At 61.6% G+C, this 19,545-nt stretch carries 15 protein-coding genes; 8 read left to right on the forward strand and 7 right to left on the reverse strand.

All coding sequences use genetic code 11. From position 1 onward, the window contains the following. Nucleotides 1–18: 18 nt before the first annotated feature. On the reverse strand, nucleotides 19–876 hold the full coding sequence (locus tag IC609_RS08025; protein ID WP_225224087.1) for a DUF6671 family protein: 858 nt from the start codon (nucleotides 874–876) through the stop codon (nucleotides 19–21). 500 nt (nucleotides 877–1,376) lie between these two features. Next, complete coding sequence (gene mltB, locus IC609_RS08030) at nucleotides 1,377–2,522, reverse strand: lytic murein transglycosylase B (RefSeq protein ID WP_191818997.1); 1,146 nt, start codon at nucleotides 2,520–2,522, stop codon at nucleotides 1,377–1,379. 140 nt (nucleotides 2,523–2,662) lie between these two features. Between mltB and IC609_RS08035 the strand changes: the two genes are divergently transcribed. The 3 genes from IC609_RS08035 to IC609_RS08045 are packed head-to-tail and all read left to right on the forward strand — an operon-like array spanning nucleotide 2,663 to nucleotide 5,718. After that, nucleotides 2,663–3,616, forward strand: coding sequence for a histone deacetylase family protein (locus IC609_RS08035; RefSeq protein WP_191819824.1), 954 nt, complete (start codon nucleotides 2,663–2,665; stop codon nucleotides 3,614–3,616). Nucleotides 3,617–3,637: 21 nt separating this feature from the next. Further along, the gene (locus tag IC609_RS08040) at nucleotides 3,638–4,450 is read left to right on the forward strand and encodes an enoyl-CoA hydratase (protein WP_408611014.1); all 813 of its coding nucleotides are present in this window, start codon (nucleotides 3,638–3,640) and stop codon (nucleotides 4,448–4,450) included. Next, nucleotides 4,438–5,718, forward strand: coding sequence for a mechanosensitive ion channel family protein (locus IC609_RS08045; protein WP_191818999.1), 1,281 nt, complete (start codon nucleotides 4,438–4,440; stop codon nucleotides 5,716–5,718). Before IC609_RS08040 ends, IC609_RS08045 begins: the two co-directional genes overlap by 13 nt. Nucleotides 5,719–5,783: 65 nt before the next feature. On the opposite strand, the gene IC609_RS08050 is transcribed toward IC609_RS08045, so the two are convergent. The 3 genes from IC609_RS08050 to IC609_RS08060 all read right to left on the reverse strand — a co-directional run bounded on the left by IC609_RS08050 (nucleotide 5,784) and on the right by IC609_RS08060 (nucleotide 8,654). Then, nucleotides 5,784–7,076 carry a TRAP transporter large permease gene (locus IC609_RS08050; protein ID WP_191819000.1) on the reverse strand — a complete coding sequence of 431 codons (1,293 nt, stop codon included), beginning with the start codon at nucleotides 7,074–7,076 and terminating at the stop codon, nucleotides 5,784–5,786. After that, entirely contained in the window at nucleotides 7,073–7,549 is a 477-nt protein-coding gene (locus IC609_RS08055; RefSeq protein WP_225224088.1) for a TRAP transporter small permease, read from the reverse strand. The genes IC609_RS08050 and IC609_RS08055 overlap by 4 nt, the downstream gene beginning before the upstream one ends. An 88-nt stretch (nucleotides 7,550–7,637) precedes the next feature. Then, nucleotides 7,638–8,654: a TRAP transporter substrate-binding protein gene (locus IC609_RS08060; protein WP_191819001.1), complete on the reverse strand. Its 1,017-nt coding sequence runs from the start codon at nucleotides 8,652–8,654 to the stop codon at nucleotides 7,638–7,640. Between the two features lie 273 nt (nucleotides 8,655–8,927). Between IC609_RS08060 and IC609_RS08065 the strand changes: the two genes are divergently transcribed. The 5 genes from IC609_RS08065 to IC609_RS08085 all read left to right on the forward strand — a co-directional run bounded on the left by IC609_RS08065 (nucleotide 8,928) and on the right by IC609_RS08085 (nucleotide 14,709). Beyond that, nucleotides 8,928–9,683: an electron transfer flavoprotein subunit beta/FixA family protein gene (locus tag IC609_RS08065; RefSeq protein WP_191819002.1), complete on the forward strand. Its 756-nt coding sequence runs from the start codon at nucleotides 8,928–8,930 to the stop codon at nucleotides 9,681–9,683. 11 nt (nucleotides 9,684–9,694) lie between these two features. Beyond that, nucleotides 9,695–10,627 (forward strand): electron transfer flavoprotein subunit alpha/FixB family protein, encoded by a 933-nt coding sequence (locus IC609_RS08070; RefSeq protein WP_191819003.1) that lies wholly within the window; start codon nucleotides 9,695–9,697, stop codon nucleotides 10,625–10,627. A 75-nt stretch (nucleotides 10,628–10,702) separates the two neighbouring features. Then, complete coding sequence (locus tag IC609_RS08075) at nucleotides 10,703–12,526, forward strand: acyl-CoA dehydrogenase (protein ID WP_191819004.1); 1,824 nt, start codon at nucleotides 10,703–10,705, stop codon at nucleotides 12,524–12,526. Nucleotides 12,527–12,605: 79 nt separating this feature from the next. Then, nucleotides 12,606–13,559, forward strand: coding sequence for an NAD(P)H-dependent flavin oxidoreductase (locus IC609_RS08080; RefSeq protein WP_191819005.1), 954 nt, complete (start codon nucleotides 12,606–12,608; stop codon nucleotides 13,557–13,559). 4 nt (nucleotides 13,560–13,563) lie between these two features. Further along, complete coding sequence (locus tag IC609_RS08085; protein WP_225224089.1) at nucleotides 13,564–14,709, forward strand: acyltransferase family protein; 1,146 nt, start codon at nucleotides 13,564–13,566, stop codon at nucleotides 14,707–14,709. Here IC609_RS08085 and cphA read toward each other — a convergent pair. Next, a complete protein-coding gene (cphA, locus tag IC609_RS08090; RefSeq protein WP_191819006.1) occupies nucleotides 14,701–17,265 on the reverse strand; it encodes a cyanophycin synthetase in 2,565 nt (854 codons plus the stop codon). The two genes, IC609_RS08085 and cphA, sit on opposite strands and share 9 nt — an antisense overlap. Before the next feature lie 24 nt (nucleotides 17,266–17,289). Continuing rightward, entirely contained in the window at nucleotides 17,290–19,467 is a 2,178-nt protein-coding gene (locus IC609_RS08095; RefSeq protein WP_191819007.1) for a cyanophycin synthetase, read from the reverse strand. Nucleotides 19,468–19,545: the final 78 nt, after the last annotated feature.

A 19,545-nucleotide genomic window follows, 5' to 3' on the forward strand; every position in this document is an offset into this window, starting at 1 on the left:
CGAGCCATACAGTCAAGCTCAAGGGTTGCAGTGATCGCACCGCGCGGGATCAGCCAGTGCCTTCGTGTGGATGGCGCGTTCTTCTTGCATCTTGCAGATTTGACAATGCCAAACTTCACTGATGGGTAAGCGTGTCTTGCGACCGCAAACCCTGCAGCGCAGCCCAGGTATTCGCCGATCGACCCAAAATCCAGGGGCATCGCATGCCGGGCACAACGACTGTAATTTTTGAATGAGATCAGAGGCTGCGTTACGGATGATGTTTTGTCTGGTGGGGTTACAAAACGCGCGAAGGTCATTTTCGACATACACCAGCCCGTTGTTCGATTGGCTCCTGCAACGCTCAAACGCCTCCATCAGCGAAGGCACATTGTGGATACCTTTGATAATTGCGGGGTGATCTTCATGCGAGGGCCGCATCGTCAGGCGGTGCTCGGGAAATTTGGCCTCCAGTGCAAAAAGCTCCAGCTCTTGAAGCGACTGGATGGGTTTTTGCAAGCTCTGGGCGTGACCATGTGCCCAGCCTGTGATTTCGAGGTCTTGCTTTTGATCTATCCAGAGCAAGACCTCGGTGTTCCACGGTACAAAGCCACCCACGGGGTCTGGGCCGAATGAGCCTTCACTGGCAATCCCTATGCTCGAACCCGTCAAGGCCATGCCTATTCTGGCTTTTTCGCGTGCAGCATCCATTTGTGAGCCCGGCCTGGCCAGTTCGTGGGTGAAAGTGCCCAGCTTGTCCGTATCGTAGCCCTCGGTATGCAGGATTCGGCAGCCCAGGGCGGCTTCGATGGGCGGACCCACCAGGTGTTGTTTACCGTGTTGCGTCAGGAAGGCCACGTCGCAGCCTTGCCAATGCATTTTTTTGTGGACTGTCATCTCAGCCTCGGAGCACATGGCGTCCGCCGGAGAAAAGCGGCATGCCGCCATGGGTTAGGGAGGCAAAAATCATTGCTCCCAAATGGGGACAGCGTGCGAACAGAGATTGCATGAGTGTTCTCCAAGATCGCATGCTAAGAATTCTTCGTCAGTTTGTAAAATCGATAAATGAATAAAAAGACATAGATAAAGATCTATGAAAACTAGGCGATACCCAGACAGATTCACTGCGGTTTTCCCTGCATGTCATGCCGTCCCGATGCGCTCTTGGATGGTCAAACTCCGTGCCGCCAGGTACTGCTACCCTGCAGTGGACGATTCTTTTGGTTTTCGAGAACACCGCTTCAATCTCGACCAGTTCAGCAAGTTCTTCGGGAAAGTTGGGTCGAATCACGCGGTCGAGCACAAACTGCTCCTTGGGGCCATTCAGGTCGCAACTGCCCAATTGCTCGGAGGCAGTTTTTGTTAGGTCAGGGGCTTGGTGGAGGTGTCACTGGATCCTATTTTTTGACTTCAAGCGCCACCGCCTCGGCCAACTCAATCACCGCCATCGCGTAGTAGCTGCTCCAGTTGTAGCGGGTGATGGCGTAGAAATTTTCGGTGCCCGCCACGTAGCTGGGGGCATCCAGGCCGTTGCGCAATTCGATCAAGGCCAAGGGGCCCGTGTGCTGCAGTGCTGGGCCATCGAGTTGCGCGCCTTTGGCCGTGAAGCTGCTGACGCTGAAGGTTGGCAGGATGTCGGGGGCCAGCAGGGCGTCCATGTCGGTCTGGCCAGGTGCCAGTCGCACCGGGTAGTGGGTGGGCATGCCCGGCTGCCATTGGAACGATTTGAAGTAATTGGCCACCGAGCCGATGGCGTCGGTCGGGCTGCCAAACAGGTCGATGCGGCCATCACCGTCAAAGTCCACCGCGTAGCGGGCCCAGCTGGAGGGCATGAACTGGGGCAGGCCCATGGCTCCGGCATAGCTGCCTTTGATGCTTTGCGGGTCCGCGCCGCTGCGCGAGGTGAGCAGCAAAAACTGCTCCAGCTCGGAGCGGAAAAATGCCTGTCGCTCGGCCGCACGTGGGTGGGCCGCTGGAAAGTCAAAAGCCAAGGTGGCCAGCGCGTCCAGGATGCGGAAATTGCCCGTGTTCTGGCCGTACAGGGTTTCGACGCCGATGATGCCCACCACGATGGATGCGGGCACGCCGTATTCGCGCTCGGCACGCTCCAGCGCCGCTTGGTGGGCTTTCCAGAACCGGGCACCTGCCTGGATGCGTTGGCTTTCGATGAAACGGGCCCGGTAGGCCGCCCAGTTTTTGGCGATGGGGGTCGCAGGTGGCAGCACGAGTTTTTCGATCACGGCAATGCGCTGGGCCTGAGTGATCTGTTTTTGCAGCCAGGCCTCGGGCAGGTCGAGCCGATTGGCCGCGTCTTGTGCCCAGAGTTTGGCGTCTTCGCGCGCGCCGTAAGACGTTCCGGTGGGCGATGCTTTGTCGCCCTTGCAGACTTTGGCTTTGGGCTTGGGGTGTGCATTGCTGTGGGCACTGCCGTGTCTTTTGTGAGCGGTGCTGGCGGCTTGGGCTGTGGCGGCCAACAGCAGGCTACTCGCCAGCAGGGCGCTGGCGTAAGTCAAAAGTGAAAGCAAGAGGGGTGAGCGGCGCATGGGGAGTCTGGGCAAAGAGGCTTTCAGTTTAAGCTGTGAATGTTTGATTCAGATCCAAAGGGCACATGACGGGACGTGATAAGCTGAAAAGCATCTTCCAGGGCTGGTGGCCTTGGGGGGCTGAAAAGGAAAACACCCGCATGGGCGCGACAGGTTATTTCTCCCACCCCGATTGCCGCAAACACGAGATGGGCCCGGGCCACCCCGAATGTCCTGAGCGGCTGGGTGCCATCGAGGACCGTCTGTTGATCAGTGGTCTGGACATGGCGCTCACCCGCCGCGAGGCTGCACCGGCCTCGCTGGCAGACATCGAGCTGGCGCACGGCCGCATGCATGTGGCCTCGTTGCGTGGCCTCAACGACATGCTGCGCGAAGACATGGCCGCAGGCGGCCCCACCCACACCGCACTGGACACCGACACCTCGATCAACGCCTACACCTGGGACGCGGCTTTGCGCTCGGCAGGTGCAGCGATCGAAGCGACCGATGCGGTGATTGCTGGAGAGCTTGAAAACGCGTTCTGCGCCACCCGGCCGCCAGGCCACCATGCCTGCCGCGACAAGGCCATGGGGTTTTGTTTTTTCAACAACGTGGCGATTGCGGCCAAGTACGCGGTGGAGCGCCATGGCATGAAGCGCGTGGCCATCGTGGACTTTGACGTGCACCACGGCAATGGCACCGAAGACATTGTGGCGGGTGACGAGCGCATCCTGATGGTGAGTTTTTTTCAGCACCCGTTCTACCCGGAAGGGGGCTCGCAGTCGACGGCGAGCAACCTGGTGAACCTGCCCGTGCCGGCCTACACCAAGGGCATGGACATCCGCGAGTTGATCGAGATGATGTGGATTCCGCGCCTGGAGGCGCACCAGCCCGAGATGATTTTCATCAGCGCTGGGTTTGATGCGCACCGCGAGGACGACATGGGTCAGCTGGGCCTGGTGGAGCAGGACTACGCCTGGATCACCATGCGCATCAAGGACATCGCCAAGCGCCATGCGCAAGGCCGCATCGTGAGCTGTCTGGAGGGCGGCTACAGCCTGAGTGCCTTGGGTCGCAGTGTGGAAGCGCACTTGCGGGTGCTGGCCGACGTCTGAGGCGGCCTGCTTTGCGCCACAATGGGCGCCATGACTTCTACCGACATTCAAACGCTCGCTTCGGGCGAGTTGCTGCACACGCGCGATGCCCGTGGCGTGCACTGGTTGACGCTCAATGACCCCACCAGCTTCAACACCCTGGGGGAATCCATGCTGGCGGCGCTGCAAGCGGCGCTCGATCGGGTGGCCCGCGACGAGGACGCCCGCGCCGTGGTGCTGGGGGCCCATGGCAAGGCGTTTTGCGCCGGTCACAACCTGAAAGAAATGCGCGCCCGGCCCGAGCTGGCGTATTACCAAAAGCTGTTCGCGCAGTGCACCCGGATGATGATGGCGATCCGTCACCTGCCTGTGCCCGTCATTGCACGGGTGCAGGGCGTGGCCACGGCGGCGGGTTGTCAGCTGGTGGCGCAATGCGATCTGGCGGTGTCGGTCGATACGGCCCGCTTTGGTGTCAACGGCATCGATGTGGGGCTGTTTTGCGCCACGCCCAGCGTGCCCTTGTCGCGCAACATGCAGCCCAAGCAGGCCATGGAGATGCTGCTCACAGGCGGCTTCATCGACGCCGCCGAAGCCCAGCGGCGCGGTTTGGTGAACCGCGTGGTGGCCGCCGATGCACTTGACGCTCAGGTGCAGCAGCTGGTGGACGCGATTGTGGCCAAGCCCAGGGTGGCCGTGCAGATGGGCAAGCAATTGTTTTACCAGCAGGCCGAGATGGGCATCGAGGCCGCTTACCAACTGGCCGGACAGACCATGGCCTGCAACATGGTGCACGAGGTGGCGCAAGAAGGTGTGCAGGCCTTCATCGATAAAAGGAACCCGTCATGGCGTCTTTGAATGGGCACGCGGTGCAGATCGCCGATCCTTTGGCTTGGCTCGATTCATTGGCGCGTGCCGAGTCCCTGCAGGTGTTGGGCGCGTTTGCCGCCAGCGTGGTTTTGGCTGCACTGGCCGTCTGGCTGTTGCGCAAGGCCCTGAAGGGTCATGAGTTGTCGGTGCTCCTGGGCAAGCGTTTGTTTGACGGGGTGCTGTTCCCAACACTCTTGCTGGGGTTGACCTTTGTCGCCCGAACGCTGTTGACCGGTGACCATCCGCTGGCGCTGTTTGGCATTTTGTTGCCTGTGTGCATTTCTCTGGCCCTCATCCGTTTGGGTGTCAAGGTGTTGCAGGTGGCGTTCGGGGAGGCGCCGTTCGTGCGGGTGCTGGAGCGCACGATTTCCTGGGTCGCCTGGTTTGCTGTGGTGCTGTGGGTCACGGGCATTCTGCCCTTGATCCTGGAGGAGCTGGACCAGATCCAATGGAAGGTGGGGGCCTCCACGCTGTCGGTGCGCACTTTGCTGGAAGGGGCGTTGACAGCAGGAGCGGTGCTGATTTTCACGCTGTGGGTGTCGGCCGCGCTGGAGTCGCGGCTGCTGCGCTCGGCCACAGGCAGTGATTTGTCGCTGCGCAAGGTGATCAGCAACACGGTGCGGGCCTTGCTGATGTTCGTGGGCGTATTGTTGGCGCTGTCGTCTGTGGGCATCGATTTGACTGCCTTGTCGGTGCTGGGCGGTGCGGTGGGCGTGGGCATTGGTTTTGGCCTGCAAAAACTCGCCGCCAATTACGTCAGCGGTTTCGTCATCTTGGCCGAACGCAGCATGCGCATTGGCGACATGGTGCGCGTCGATGGGTTCGAGGGCCGCATCACCGACATCAAGGCGCGCTACACCGTGATCCGCGCTTTGTCGGGGCGTGAGTCCATCGTGCCCAACGAGATGCTGATCACCAGCCGGGTCGAAAACCTGTCGCTCGCCGACCCCAAGGTGGCGCAGACGACGCAGGTGGCAGTGGCTTACAACAGCCCGGTGGATGAAGTGGTGCAGCTGCTCGAAGCCGCCTGCAAGGCGCAGTCCCGTGTGCTGGCCGAGCCTGCACCCGCTGCGTGCCTGTCCAGTTTCGGTGCCGATGGTTTGGAGTTCACGGTGACGTACTGGATTGCCGATCCGGAGAACGGACCGCTCAAGCTCAAGTCGGACATCAACCGCGCGATCTTGCAGGCCCTGAAGGCGCAGCAGATCGAGATCCCGTTCCCGCAGCGGGTGGTGCACAGCGCGGCACACACCTGAAGCGTGACGCACCAAAGAAAAACGGCACGCCAAGGCGTGCCGTTTTTGTGAGGTTCTGGACGCGATCAGTCCATCATCGAGGGCAGCCACAGGCTCAGGCCCGGGAACATCAGCAAGATGCCCAGCGTGATCACCAGCACCACCACCAGCGGCCACACGCCACGGAAGATGGTGCCCAGCCCCACCTTAGGCAGCAGGGTGTTGATCACGAACAGGTTCATGCCCACGGGCGGCGAAATCAGGCCGATCTGGATCACCATCACGATCAGCACACCGAACCACACGGGGTCAAAGCCAAGCTGGGTGACGATGGGGAAGAACAGCGGAATGGTCAGCAGCACCATGGTCAGCTCTTCCATCACAGTGCCCAGGATCACATAGATCAGCATCATGGCGCCCACGATCATCAGAGGGGACAGACCCAGGTGGGTGATCCACTCTTTCAGCTCCATCGGCATGCTGGTGAAGTTCACGAAGTTGGCAAACACCGTGGCCGAGATCAGCAGCGTGAACAGCATGGCGGTGGTGCGGGCCGACTCGACCAGCACTTCGAACAGGGCTTTGAAGCTCAGCGCGCCACGGGCCACAGCGAACAGGAAGGCGCCCATGGCCCCCATGCCTGCGCCTTCGGTCGCGGTGAAGAAGCCGCCATAGATGCCGCCCAGCACAATGACCACCAACAGCAAAACGCCCCAGATGCCGCGCAGTGCGGCCCAGCGTTGGGCCCAGGTGAACTTATCGCCAGCAGGTGCATGCTGTGGGTCGCGCGAGGTCATGATGAGCACCGCCACCATCATCAAGATGGCGGTCAGGATGCCGGGGATGACGCCTGCTGCGAACAGCTTGCCGATGTGGGTTTCGGTGATGATGCCGTAGATCACCATGATGGTGGACGGCGGGATCATGATGCCCAGGGTGCCGCCTGCTGCGATCACGCCTGTGGACAAGGCATCGCTGTAGCCGAGTTTTTTCATCGACGGGTAAGCCACCTTGCTCATGGTGGCTGCTGTGGCAATCGACGAGCCGCAAATGGCCCCAAAGCCCGCGCAAGCGGCGATGGTGGCGTGTGCCAGACCGCCACGGCGGTGACCGATGAAAGTGTAGGCCGCATGAAAGAGTTCATGCGCCAAACCTGCGCGGGCCACAAAGTTGCCCATCAGGATAAACAGCGGGATCACCGACAAGGTGTAGGCAAAACCGGTTTCGTAAACCACTTGGGCAGTGCTGGCGAGGGCAGGCATCCAGCCACGGGTCAGGCCAATGCCAACGAGGCCCACGAGGCCCATGGAGAAAGCCAAGGGCACGCGCAAAAGCGCCAGGCCAAAGATGGCCGCAAATCCAATCAGCGCTTCAATCACAGCACGCCCCCTTCGTTGTCTTGTTGTTCCTTGAACATCAAGCCCAAGTGGATGATGCCCGTGAAGGCGCAAAGTAGGCCCATGCCATAGATGAACGGGGCCTTGAGGATTTTGAGTTGTGCTGTGGTTTCACCGGTTTCGAGGAAGTCGCCTCCGGTTTTCCACATCAGCCAACCCAACGCAATCAAAGCCGCACCGCACAGCAGATGCACCAAGGCGCACTGGATCTTCTTGAGAAATTCAGGCAGGTAGGGGTCCATCGAGTCGAACACCACGTGTTCACCGCGCTCGGACACCAGGGGGAGGGCACCGAAGATGACAACCACCATCAGCAGCTCGGTCAGCTCCAGCGAGCCGGTGATCGAGTTGTCGAGCAGTTTGCGCCCGCCTACATCCAGAAATGTGAGCAGCATGATCGCAAACAGCGCGATACCGGCCAGCAGCCCGCAAAGGGTTTCAAGCAATTTTTTCAAAACAGGGGTCTTTCAAATTCAAAGGCGGTCCCTTCTTGCAGACAGGGACCGCCCATTGTTCTTCACGCCCACAGGGGCAAAGCGGGAATCACTTCTCCAGTTTGGCGATTTCGGCGCGGAAGTCCGCCAGCACCTTGGCAGGGTTCTTCAGGCCCTTGGCTTCGGCAGCCTTGATCCAGGCTTGCTCCAGGGGCGCGGTTTTGGCTTTGACGTCGGCAACAAACTTGGCATCGGCTTTGGTCACGACCACGCCGTTGACCTGCATCAGCGCAAAAGCGCGGCGGTCCACTTTGTCCCAGCCGCGGCCAAAGATGCGGGCAGCGGTTTCACCGGAGATGTCGTCGACAGCTTTTTTGTCTTCGGGCGAGAGTTTGTCGTACTTGGCCTGGTTCATCATGAAGACAAAGCTGGTGTTGTACAAGCCGCCGGGGAAGGTGGTGGCGTGCTTGATGATTTTGTCGATCTTGAACGATTCGGTCGATTCAGCCGGGAACAGCGTGCCGTCCATCACGCCGCTGGACAGAAGTTCATAAGAGTCGGGTGCGGGTTTGAGGGTCACGTTCATGCCCAGGGTTTTGGACATCTCGTTGACCATGCCGCCGCCCACGCGGAATTTCAGACCGGAAAGGTCATCCACCTTGGTGATGGCGCGCTTGGTGTTGAACACGATGCCAGGGCCGTGGGTGAAGAGGCTGATGACTTTGACGCCGGGGTGTTCCGCAGCGACCTCGGGGTGCTTGCTGGTGACGCGGCTGAAAGCGATGGAAATGGTTTCAGAGCTGTTGCCCAGGAAGGGCAGTTCTGCCATTTGAGGGGTGACGAAGCGGCCGGGCGTGTAGCCGTGTACGGTGTAGGACAAATCGGCCAGGCCATTCTTGATGGCGTCATAGGTGCCGGGGGCGGGGGAGACACCACGGGGCAGGATGTTGCATTTGATGCGGCCTTTGGTGTTGGCTTCGAGCAGGTCGCACCATTCTTTTTGCGCCATGCTGGCGGTGTGGGTGGGGGGCAGCCAGCTCGAGACGGTCAGCACGGTCTGTGCCTGGGCCACGCCAGTGAAACCCGCCAGAGCGGCCAAAGAGAGGGAAACAAGGGTTTTTTTCATCGCGGACTCCACGCAAATTGGTTACAAAACATAATCTAATCCGAAGTCGGCCAGACTGCACTCCATGCTAACCCTTATTCGCCGACCGTTTGGTCGGTGAATTCCCGAGGTTAGGATGTGCCAATAAAAGACATCAGCCCATGTAAAATGCGAACGACCGTGCTTTTTTGTGTGGATTTCGAGACATCGGGATCTGACTTGGTGCACAATTGACGTTAACGTAAACGTCAATTGTTTTCTGGCTTTCAAAATCAATCCAACGGAGATGCTTAAATGAAAATTCTCGTGCCCGTGAAACGCGTGGTGGACTACAACGTCAAGGTGCGTGTGAAGTCCGACAACAGCGGCGTGGACATCGCCAACGTCAAGATGAGCATGAACCCGTTTGACGAAATTGCTGTCGAAGAAGCCGTGCGCCTCAAAGAAAAAGGCTTGGCCACCGAAGTGATCGCTGTGTCATGCGGCGTGACCCAGTGCCAGGAAACCCTGCGCACCGCCATGGCCATCGGCGCGGACCGTGGCATCCTGGTGGAGACCCCGGCCGATCTGGACCTGCAGCCCCTGGCGGTGGCCAAGCTCCTCAAGGCCTTGGTCGACAAAGAACAACCCGGCCTGATCATTCTGGGCAAGCAAGCGATCGACGACGATTGCAACCAGACCGGCCAGATGCTGGCGGCCTTGGCCGATTTGCCCCAGGCCACATTTGCCTCCAAGGTCGAGATCGTGGACGGCAAAGCCCAGGTGACCCGCGAGATCGACGGAGGTCTGGAGACTTTGTCGGTGTCTTTGCCTGCAGTGGTGACCACCGATTTGCGCCTGAACGAGCCACGTTATGTGACCTTGCCCAACATCATGAAGGCCAAGAAAAAGCAGCTCGACACCTTCAAGCCTGAAGACCTGGGCGTGGATGTGGCCCCCCGCATCAAGACCCTCAAGGTCGCTGAACCCGCCAAGCGCAGCGCCGGCATCAAGGTGCCCGATGTCGCCACCCTGGTGGACAAGCTCAAAAACGTCGCCAAAGTCATCTGAGGAGCCCCAACATGACCGCACTCGTCATTGCAGAACACGACAACGCCTCGATCAAAGGCGCGACCCTGAACACCGTCACAGCCGCGGCCGCCTGCGGCGGTGACGTGCACGTGCTGGTGGCTGGCCACAACGCTGGCGCTGCGGCTCAAGCCGCCGCCCAGATTGCTGGTGTTGCCAAAGTCATTCATGCTGACAGCGAAGCCCTGGCCCATGGCCTGGCCGAAAACGTGGCCGCCCAAGTGCTCACGATCGCGGGCAACTACACCCACATCCTGTTCCCCGCTACTGCTGGCGGCAAGAACGTGGCCCCCCGCGTAGCAGCCAAACTGGATGTGGCCCAGATCTCCGACATCACCAAGGTGGAGTCGGCCGACACTTTCGAGCGTCCGATCTACGCTGGCAACGCCATCGCCACCGTGCAAAGCAGCGACGCCACCAAAGTGATCACCGTGCGCACCACCGGCTTTGACGCCGCCGCCGCCACGGGTGGCTCGGCAGCCTTGGAAAGCGCCGCTGCGCAAGCAGACAGTGGCAAGAGCAGCTTCAAGGGCAGCGAGATCGCCAAGAACGACCGCCCCGAGCTGACGGCCGCCAAGATCATCGTGTCGGGTGGCCGCGCTCTGGGCAGCTCCGAAAAGTTCAACGAAGTCATGACGCCCCTGGCCGACAAGTTGGGCGCAGCCATCGGTGCCAGCCGAGCCGCAGTCGATGCAGGCTACGCGGCCAACGACCTGCAAGTGGGCCAGACCGGCAAGATCGTGGCGCCTCAGCTGTATGTCGCTTGTGGCATCTCGGGTGCGATCCAGCACTTGGCTGGCATGAAGGACTCCAAAGTGATCGTGGCGATCAACAAGGATCCTGAAGCGCCGATCTTCAGCGTGGCGGACTTCGGCCTCGAAGCCGATCTCTTTGCCGCTGTGCCTGAGTTGACCCAGGCCCTTTGATCCATCAGCGCACCGAAAAAGGCATCGTTCGCGATGCCTTTTTTGTAACTTCACACAGACTTACCGGAGACTTTCATGAGCTACACCGCCCCCCTCAAGGACATGCTGTTCAACATCGAGCACTTGGCACGCATTGACCAGATTGCACAGATTCCCGGCTTTGAAGACGCCGGTCTGGAAACCGCACAAGCGGTGCTCGAGGAGTGCGGCAAGCTCAACCGCGATGTGATCGCGCCATTGAACTGGGAAGGCGACAAGAACCCGTCATTCCACCACGACGGCAACCAGGTCACGACCACACCCGGCTTCAAGGACGCCTACAAGCAGTTCACCGAAGGTGGCTGGCAGAGCCTGCAGCACCCGGCTGACTTTGGCGGTCAGGGCCTGCCCAAGACCATTGGCGCGGCCTGCGGTGAGATGCTCAATTCGGCCAACATGAGCTTTGCCCTGTGCCCCATGCTGACCGACGGCGCGATCGAAGCGCTGCTGACCGCAGGTTCGGACGAACTCAAAGCCACCTACCTGGAAAAACTGATCTCTGGCGAATGGACCGGCACCATGAACCTGACCGAGCCACAAGCTGGTTCGGACTTGGCTGCTGTGCGCACCCGTGCCGAGCCCCAGCCCGATGGTACCTACAAGGTGTTCGGCACCAAAATTTTCATCACCTACGGTGAGCACGACATGGCCGAGAACATCGTGCACCTGGTGCTGGCCCGCGTGCAGGGCGCGCCCGAGGGCGTCAAGGGCATCAGCCTGTTTGTGGTGCCCAAGTTCCTGGTCAAGGCCGATGGTTCGCTGGGTGAGCGCAACGACGTGCACTGCGTGAGCATCGAGCACAAGATGGGCATCAAGGCCAGCCCTACGGCGGTCTTGCAGTACGGTGACGGCATGGCGGCGAGCATTGCAGACAGCACCGGACCCGGCGCTGTGGGCTACCTGGTGGGCGAAGAAAACCGTGGCCTCGAATACATGTTCATCATGATGAACGCGGCCCGTTACGCGGTGGGTGTGCAGGGCATCTCGATTGCCGAGCGCGCTTACCAAAAGGCCGTGCAGTACGCCCGTGACCGCGTGCAAAGCCGCCCGGTCGATGGCAGCTTGCCCGCCGCAGGCCCCATCATTCACCACCCCGATGTGCGCCGCATGCTCATGACCATGCGCGCCTACACCGAAGGCTGCCGCTCGCTGGCCTCTGTGGCCGCAGCCGCCTATGACGCCGCGCACCACCACCCCGATGCCGAAGTGCGCAAGCAAAACCAGTCCTTCTATGAATTCATGGTGCCCCTGGTCAAAGGCTACAGCACCGAGATGAGCCTGGAAGTGACCAGCCTGGGCGTGCAGGTGCACGGCGGCATGGGCTTCATCGAAGAAACCGGCTGTGCGCAGTACTACCGTGACGCCAAGATCCTGACGATCTACGAAGGCACCACCGCCATCCAGGCCAACGACCTGGTCGGCCGCAAGACCTCGCGCGATGGTGGCCAGACCGCCAAAGCCCTGGCCGATCAAGTGGCACAGACCGAAGCCCAATTGCTGGCTTCTGGCCACGCAGACGCACTGGCCATGGCCAAGCGTTTGAAGGCCGCCCGTGAAGCCTATGTGGATGTGGTCAACTTTGTCGCAGGCAACACCAAAGCCAAGCCCAACGATGTGTTCGCAGGCAGCGTGCCTTACCTCATGCTCACTGGCAACCTGATGGCCGGCTGGCAGATGGGCCGCGCCATGCTGGTGGCCCTGAGCCCAGAGGCGCAGGCGCAAGACGCCGCCTTCATGGCCAGCAAGGTCACCACGGCGCGTTTCTATGCCGACCACATCCTGTCCAAGGTGCCGGGCATCCGCGACAGCATCGTGGAAGGTGCTGGCAGCGTGACCGAGCTGGCACTCGACGCTTTCTGATCTCAAGGGCATGTCGCCCCGCAGACAGCCCCGCAAGGGGCTGTCTTTGACAATGCATCACCCAGATTGAGGAGACCCCATGTCCAAGTTGCCCGCCGTATTGGCGAATTTGCCTTTCCCTGTGATTGCTTCCCCGCTGTTCATCATCAGCAACCCCAAGCTTGTCATCGAGCAGTGCAAGGCGGGTGTGGTGGGCTCCATGCCTGCGCTCAATGCCCGTCCAGCTGCGCAGCTCGAAGACTGGCTGGCCGAAATCACCGAGACCCTTGCGGCTTACAACGCGGCCAACCCTGACAAGCCTGCCGCCCCGTTTGCGATCAATCAGATCGTGCACAAAAGCAATGACCGGCTGGAGCACGACATGGCGCTGTGCGTGAAGTACAAGGTGCCGATCATCATCACCTCGCTGGGTGCGCGTGAAGAAATCAACCAAGCTGCGCACAGCTATGGCGGCGTAGTGATGCACGACATCATCAACAACAAGTTTGCCCACAAGGCCATCGAGAAGGGCGCAGACGGCTTGATCGCCGTGGCTGCAGGTGCAGGTGGTCACGCTGGCGTGAAGAGTCCCTTTGCCTTGATTCAGGAGATTCGCCAGTGGTTCGATGGCCCGGTCGCTTTGTCGGGCTCGATCGCTACGGGCGACGCCATCCTGGCCTCCCAGGCCATGGGCGCTGACTTTGCCTACATGGGTTCGGCCTTCATCGCCACGCACGAAGCGCGCGCGGCCGACGAGTACAAGCAGGCCATTGTGGACTGCAATTCGGACGATGTGGTTTACAGCAACTTGTTCACGGGCGTGCATGGTAACTACCTGGCCCCCTCGATCCGTGCGGCAGGCCTCGATCCTGACAACCTGCCCGAGTCGGACCCGAGCAAGATGAACTTTGGCGGCGATGCCAAGAAGGCCTGGAAAGACATCTGGGGCTGTGGCCAGGGCATCGGCGTCGTGAGTGCGGTGGTCAGCACGGCCGAGCTCGTGGCGCGCCTCAAGCGCGAGTACCAGGCTGCGCGCGCCCGTCTGGCGCTGTGAAGCATTGAGCACCCTTGCACTCTCCACAGAGCAGCGCCCTTCGGGGCGCTCTTTTTTGCTCGACCAACTCAAGGCGTTCGCCTGTCTGCTGATTGTTTTGCACCACCTGGCCTTTTACGGTCCGATGTCGGATGTGGTGTTTCTGGCCTGGCCACGGCTCATCAACGAGCTGTATGACCACGGCCGCTTGGCTGTGCAGGTTTTCCTGGTGTGTTCCGGATTTCTGACCGCAGCCAGTTTGCAAAAAAAGTCCGGATTGGACTGGCGTCAGGCATTGCCGATGGTCGGCCACCGTTACCTGCGCTTGGTCATTCCTTATTTGGTGGCACTCAGTGCGACCGTGCTGGTGACCGAGTGGATCAGGCCTGAATTCAATTTTGCAAGCCTGTCGGCCACCCCCGATGCGTGGCAGGCGCTGGCCCATGTGTTCCTCATGGAGCATTTGCTGGGCATGGAGTCGCTGTCTGCAGGGGTCTGGTATGTGGCGATTGATCTCCAGCTGTACCTGATCGTGTTGACCAGTTTTGTGCTGGTCAACCGCTTTGTCGCGCGGCACACCAGCTTGCGGGCCAACCGTGTGCTCTGGCAGGTGTGGCTCGTGTTGACGCTCGTGTCTCTGGTGCGTTGGAGCCTGAAGGACGATCTGGACATCTACGGTCTGTATTACTTTGGCGCTTACGGCCTGGGACTGCTGGCCTTCAGGGCTCGGCAAAGCCGCATTCCGCTCAAGGGCTGGCTGATCCTGACCCTCATGGGCTTGCTGGCGCTGTGGGTCGATCCGCGCTGGCGGGTCACCACCGCCTGGGGCGTAGCCCTGCTGCTGGCGGCAGCGCCTGAGCGCTGGTTTGCCTTGCCTGCCGTGCCCGGGCTTTGGCATAAAGGCGTTCAGCGCTTGTCGCGGATTTCGTATTCGGTCTTCATGATCCACTACGCCGTCAGCTTGCTGGTCAGTGCCGTGGTCACGGCGCATTGGCCCGAGAGTGTCCTGGCCAATGCGCTGGGCATGTTGATGGCCGTGCTCGGCGCGGTGCTGGCGGGTGCGGGCCTGTACCGGCTGACAGAACAAAGCCCACAGGACTGGCGTCACTGGGGGCTGGGTGTTGGGATGTTCATGGCCAGTGTGGCACTGGCCATGAAGATGTCAGACTGAAGCTTTGACCTTCTCGGTGATGTAGGCCAGGGCTTCTTCCACCTGGTCGATCAGGATCAGGCACAAATCACCCGCAGACAAGCGGGCCAGGGCGGTGTCGATGGCATTGAACTCGCCCTGAATAGCCTCCACGTGGCGCGTGCGTGAGGCGCCTTCCAGGCCCTGGCGCAGCAGCGCCACCACTTCGCCATCGGCGCGGCCGCGCTGGCAGGCATCCTGGTACAGCACCACATCGTCAAAGGCCTGACCCAGGATCTTGGTCTGGTCGCGGATGTCTTCGTCGCGGCGGTCGCCCGCGCCACTGATGACGGCCACACGTTTTTTTGCGGGCATGTTGTCGACGGCACTGACCAGCGCCTGGATGGCGTCCGGGTTGTGGCCATAGTCGGCGATCAGCGTGGCGCCTTTGTAATCGAACACATTGAAGCGGCCGGGCACGCCCTGGATGTCGCTGATGAAGGTGGCCAGGCCCTGGGCGATGGCATCCCAGGTGACGCCCACGGCCCAGGCCGCACCCATGGCCGCCAGCACGTTTTCGGTCTGAAAGCCGATTTGCCCCCCCCGTGTGAGCGGTACTTGTGACAGCGGGATGCGGAATATTTGCTTGCCCTTTTGGGCCACGATGGCGCCGTCGTCCACAAAGATCACGCGCTTGCCCTGGGCCCGGTGGGCGGCCAGCGCAGGCTGGTTCACGTCGAGCGCAAAGAAGGTCACATCGCCTGGGCAGTGCGGGGCCATGGCCACCACGGCGGGGTCGGCCGCATTGAGCACGGCCATGCCGTCGCGCTCGACGTTGAGCACGATGACGCGCTTGAGCACCGACAGGTCTTCGAGTGTGGTGATGTAGTTCAGGCCCAGATGGTCACCGGCCCCGAGGTTGGTGACAATGGCCACTTTGCAGCGGTCAAAGGCCAAGCCTTCTCGCAGCAGGCCGCCACGGGCGGTCTCGAACACGGCTGCGTCCACTTCGGGATGCATCAGCACATTGCGCGCGCTGCGGGGGCCACTGCAGTCACCGCTGTCGGTCTGGCGGCCGTTGACGTACACGCCATCGGTGTTGGTCATGCCCACACGCAGGCCCTGGGCCTTGATCAGGTGGGCCGTGAGGCGCACGGTGGTGGTCTTGCCGTTGGTGCCGGTGACGGCAATGACCGGGATGCGGCCGTTCTCGCCATTGGGGAACATCTGGTCGATCACGACCTGGCCCACATCGCGGCCTTTGCCATACGAGGGGGTCACGTGCATGCGCAAGCCCGGTGCGGCATTGACTTCGACGATGCCGCCATGCTGTTCTTCGAGCGGTCTTTGCACCGACTCGCACACCACATCCACACCGCAGATGTCCAGGCCCACCATCTGGGCTGCAGCCACCACGCGGGCGGTGACTTCGGGGTGGACCTCGTCGGTCACGTCGGTGGCGGTGCCGCCAGTCGACAGGTTGGCGTTGTTGCGCAAAATCACGCGGCGGCCTTTTTCGGGCACGGATTCGGGCTCAAGTCCTTGCTCATGCAGGCGGCCGATGGCGATGTCGTCAAAGCGGATCTTGGTCAGCGATGTCGCGTGGCCCACACCTCGGCGCGGGTCGGCGTTGACCTGGTCGACCAGCTGGCGCACGGTGTGCGTGCCGTCGCCCACCACCAGCGGGGGCTCGCGGCGGGCCGCAGCCACCAGCTTGTCGCCCACCACCAGCAGGCGGTAGTCGTGGCCGGGCAGGTATTTTTCAACCATCACCGTGCCGTAGCGCTCGGCGGTCTTGTAGGCGTTATCGAAGGCCTCGCGTTCGGTGATGTTGACTGTGACGCCTTTGCCCTGGTTGCCGTCTTGTGGCTTGACGACCACGGGCAGTCCGATGTCCTGGGCAACACTCCAGGCGTCGGCCAGCGAGGTGGCCGGGCGACCCAAAGGCACAGGCACGCCGGCCGCATGCAGCAGGCTTTTGGTCAGGTCTTTGTCTTGCGCGATCGATTCGGCAATGGCACTGGTGGAGTCGATTTCGGCGGCCTGGATGCGCCGTTGTTTGGAGCCCCAGCCAAATTGCACCAGGCTGCCCTGGGTCAAACGGCGAAACGGGATGCCCCGGGCCACGGCCGCGTCCACGATGGACCCGGTGGAGGGGCCCAGGCGGTCGTCTTCGTCGAGCTCATGCAGCTGGGCCAGCGCGGCGCTCAGGTCAAAGGCCTGGCCGGTCAGGGCGGCCTGGCAGAGCTTTTCGGCAAGCTCCAGCGCCAGACGGCCCACGGACTCCTCGGTGTACTCGACCGCCACCTGGTAGGTGCCCGCCACTTCGGTGGGGGTGGTGCGGCTGAAGGTGACAGGGCAGCCAGCTTGTGACTGCAGGCCCAAGGTCACTTTTTCGAGGGCATGGGCCATGCTGGCGATTTGTCCCGGGCGGCTGCCTTCGATGGGGCCGACTTCAGGAAAAATGCGGCGCAGTTGCTGCTCCACGGTGGGGGACAAGGTGCACTCTGCAGCAGGGCAGGTCACAATGGCTTCAATGGCCGTATGGCGGCTCCACAAATTGGGGCCGCGCAAGGCGCGAATTCTTGACACTTCCATGAACCAGTGTTCCTGTCGTTCGACTCAGATGGAGGGGGTGTTTTGGCCGTAACTCTTGACGCCGGCACGGATCATGTCGGCGGGTGTGTCCAGGGCCCAGGCAGCACAGGCGGCGATCAGCATGTCATCGGTGCCCAGCTGGCCGCCTTTGATCAGGCGGGCCACCGCAGGGCGGTGGATCGACAGCACCTCGGTCTGGTTGTCACCCAGCGCCAGGATCAGCTGCCCGTCACGCCAGAACGCCACACGGCCTCCGGCCTCACGGTGGGCCACCAGACGGAGCGCATGTTCGGATTGGGCATAGAAAATCACGCCGCCATCGCTGTATTGCGCCAGATCGGCCACCGCTTCGTCTTCGGCATTGAGCACGGCGTGGCCGTTGCTCAGCACCAGATCGATCTGGGTGCGGACATAGGTCGGGATTTTTTCGTCCGGGCCAGCATAGAGGTCTTCCAGACCTGCGGCCTTGGGCATGCGGGTGACGATGCCGACCTGGCAGCGGTCATAAGGAATGCCTTGCTCCATCAGGTGACGGACATCGCTTTCGAACACGGCAGCCTGAACCGATCGGTTGATGAGCAGGCGTTGCGCCTGTTCGAAATCCATCGCCTTGCTGGTTTGCAGGCAGCGCTGGTCCAGGTAAAGACCATCAGCGCACGCCAGGCCGGTGTGCAGACCCTTGATGTGCAGCAGCCAGGCCGTGAGCTTGGCTGCGCGTGTGGTGTCGCCGTCGCCCATGATGCCGACGACCGGGATGCGTCCGTTGTCTGACGAAGGGATCAGGTGCTCGGCAATCGCCTCGCCGACGGGGCGCGCCTGGCCCACTGCAGGATTCAGGTGCATGAGCAGGCTGGGGCCAGCATTGACTTCCACGATGACGCCGCCCCCGCTGGCCAGCGGCTGGGTGATGTCGGGTGTGACCACGTCCACGCCAGCGATGTCCAGACCGACCATGCGGGCGGCCAGCACGGCCTGGCTGGCCACATCGGGGTGGACGGTGTCGGTCACATCGGTGGTCATGTTGCCGGTGCGCTTGACCAGCACCTGGCGACCGGCTTCGGGCACGCTGTCCGGGGTCAGGCCCTGGCGCTGCAGTTCGAGCACTTCCGGGCTGCCGCTGCGCAAACGCACGCGCTCGAGCGGCAGGCTGCCATCGCTGCCGCGACGCGGATCGGAATTGATTTGCAGTTCGACCAGCTCGCGCACAGTGTGCTGGCCATCACCCTGCACGCTGGCGGTTTCACCTTTGTTGGCGGCCACCACACGGTCGCCGACCACCAGCAGGCGGTGCTCCACCCCTTGGATGAATTGTTCGACAATGACTTCGCTGCCTTGCTCCTGGGCCACAGCAAAAGCCGCTTCGATGTCGGCTTGCTCGCGAAGATCCAGCGAGACCCCTCGGGCGCGGTTGCCGTCGCTGGGTTTGACGCAGACGGGCACGCCAATCTCTTGCGCGGCTGCCCAGGCTGCAGCAGGCGACTCGACCACAATGCCTTCGGGCACGGGGATACCGCACATGGTCAAGAGCTGCTTGGTCAGGTCTTTGTCTTTGGAGATGCCTTCGGCAATGGCGCTGGTGCGGTCGGTCTCGGCCGTCCAGATGCGGCGCTGGTTGACGCCGTGGCCCAGTTGCACCAGGTTACCCGCATTGAGTCGGATGAAAGGGATGCGCCGCTCGATGGCCGCTTCCACGATGCTGGCGGTGCTGGGGCCCACGCACAGGCTGTCGACCATGTCGGTCAGTCGTGCCACGGCCGCGGGTACATCGAAAGGCGTGTCGTGGATGGCGGCCAGGATCAGTTCGCGGGCGGTTTCGAGGGCGGCACGGCCCACATCTTCGTGGTCGGTGCGGATGACCACCTTGTAAACGCCTCTTGGCCCGGCTTCACGGGCCTTGCCAAACCCGGTGGGCATGCCTGCCAGGGTTTGCAACTCCAGGCTCACGTGTTCGAGGATGTGGCCCGGCCAGGTGCCGTTGTCCAGCCGCTGGAAGAAGCCGCCGCGCACCCCCGGGGTGCAACGGTGCTCGATCATGGTGGGCAACCAGGCTTTGAGCCGGTCGTTGAAGCCGGGCAGGGTGTTGGAGGGGAAGTCTTCGAGCTCGCCGATGTCGATCAGGGCTTCGATGACAGGACGGTAAGTCCAGATGTTGGGTCCGCGCAGGTAGGTCATGCGCAGGAACAGGATGTCTTTGGCGCTCATGAAAAAAGGGCTCGGCGATACAATGGCCGACCATTCATGGTTCCGGCTTTTCTCTCAGTGATGACTGGGTGCATGGGC

This window comes from Limnohabitans radicicola (genome assembly GCF_014837235.1).
GTDB classification, from domain to species: domain Bacteria; phylum Pseudomonadota; class Gammaproteobacteria; order Burkholderiales; family Burkholderiaceae_C; genus Limnohabitans_A; species Limnohabitans_A radicicola.

Excerpts from the sequence above, each read along its gene's own strand:
- IC609_RS08025 (WP_225224087.1), bottom strand. The coding sequence starts at position 876 with ATGACAGTCCACAAAAAAATGCATTGGCAAGGCTGCGACGTGGCCTTC.
- mltB (WP_191818997.1), bottom strand. The coding sequence starts at position 2,522 with ATGCGCCGCTCACCCCTCTTGCTTTCACTTTTGACTTACGCCAGCGCC.
- IC609_RS08035 (WP_191819824.1), top strand. The coding sequence starts at position 2,663 with ATGGGCGCGACAGGTTATTTCTCCCACCCCGATTGCCGCAAACACGAG.
- IC609_RS08040 (WP_408611014.1), top strand. The coding sequence starts at position 3,638 with ATGGGCGCCATGACTTCTACCGACATTCAAACGCTCGCTTCGGGCGAG.
- IC609_RS08045 (WP_191818999.1), top strand. The coding sequence starts at position 4,438 with ATGGCGTCTTTGAATGGGCACGCGGTGCAGATCGCCGATCCTTTGGCT.
- IC609_RS08060 (WP_191819001.1), bottom strand. The coding sequence starts at position 8,654 with ATGAAAAAAACCCTTGTTTCCCTCTCTTTGGCCGCTCTGGCGGGTTTC.
- IC609_RS08065 (WP_191819002.1), top strand. The coding sequence starts at position 8,928 with ATGAAAATTCTCGTGCCCGTGAAACGCGTGGTGGACTACAACGTCAAG.
- IC609_RS08070 (WP_191819003.1), top strand. The coding sequence starts at position 9,695 with ATGACCGCACTCGTCATTGCAGAACACGACAACGCCTCGATCAAAGGC.
- IC609_RS08075 (WP_191819004.1), top strand. The coding sequence starts at position 10,703 with ATGAGCTACACCGCCCCCCTCAAGGACATGCTGTTCAACATCGAGCAC.
- IC609_RS08080 (WP_191819005.1), top strand. The coding sequence starts at position 12,606 with ATGTCCAAGTTGCCCGCCGTATTGGCGAATTTGCCTTTCCCTGTGATT.
- cphA (WP_191819006.1), bottom strand. The coding sequence starts at position 17,265 with ATGGAAGTGTCAAGAATTCGCGCCTTGCGCGGCCCCAATTTGTGGAGC.
- IC609_RS08095 (WP_191819007.1), bottom strand. The coding sequence starts at position 19,467 with ATGAGCGCCAAAGACATCCTGTTCCTGCGCATGACCTACCTGCGCGGA.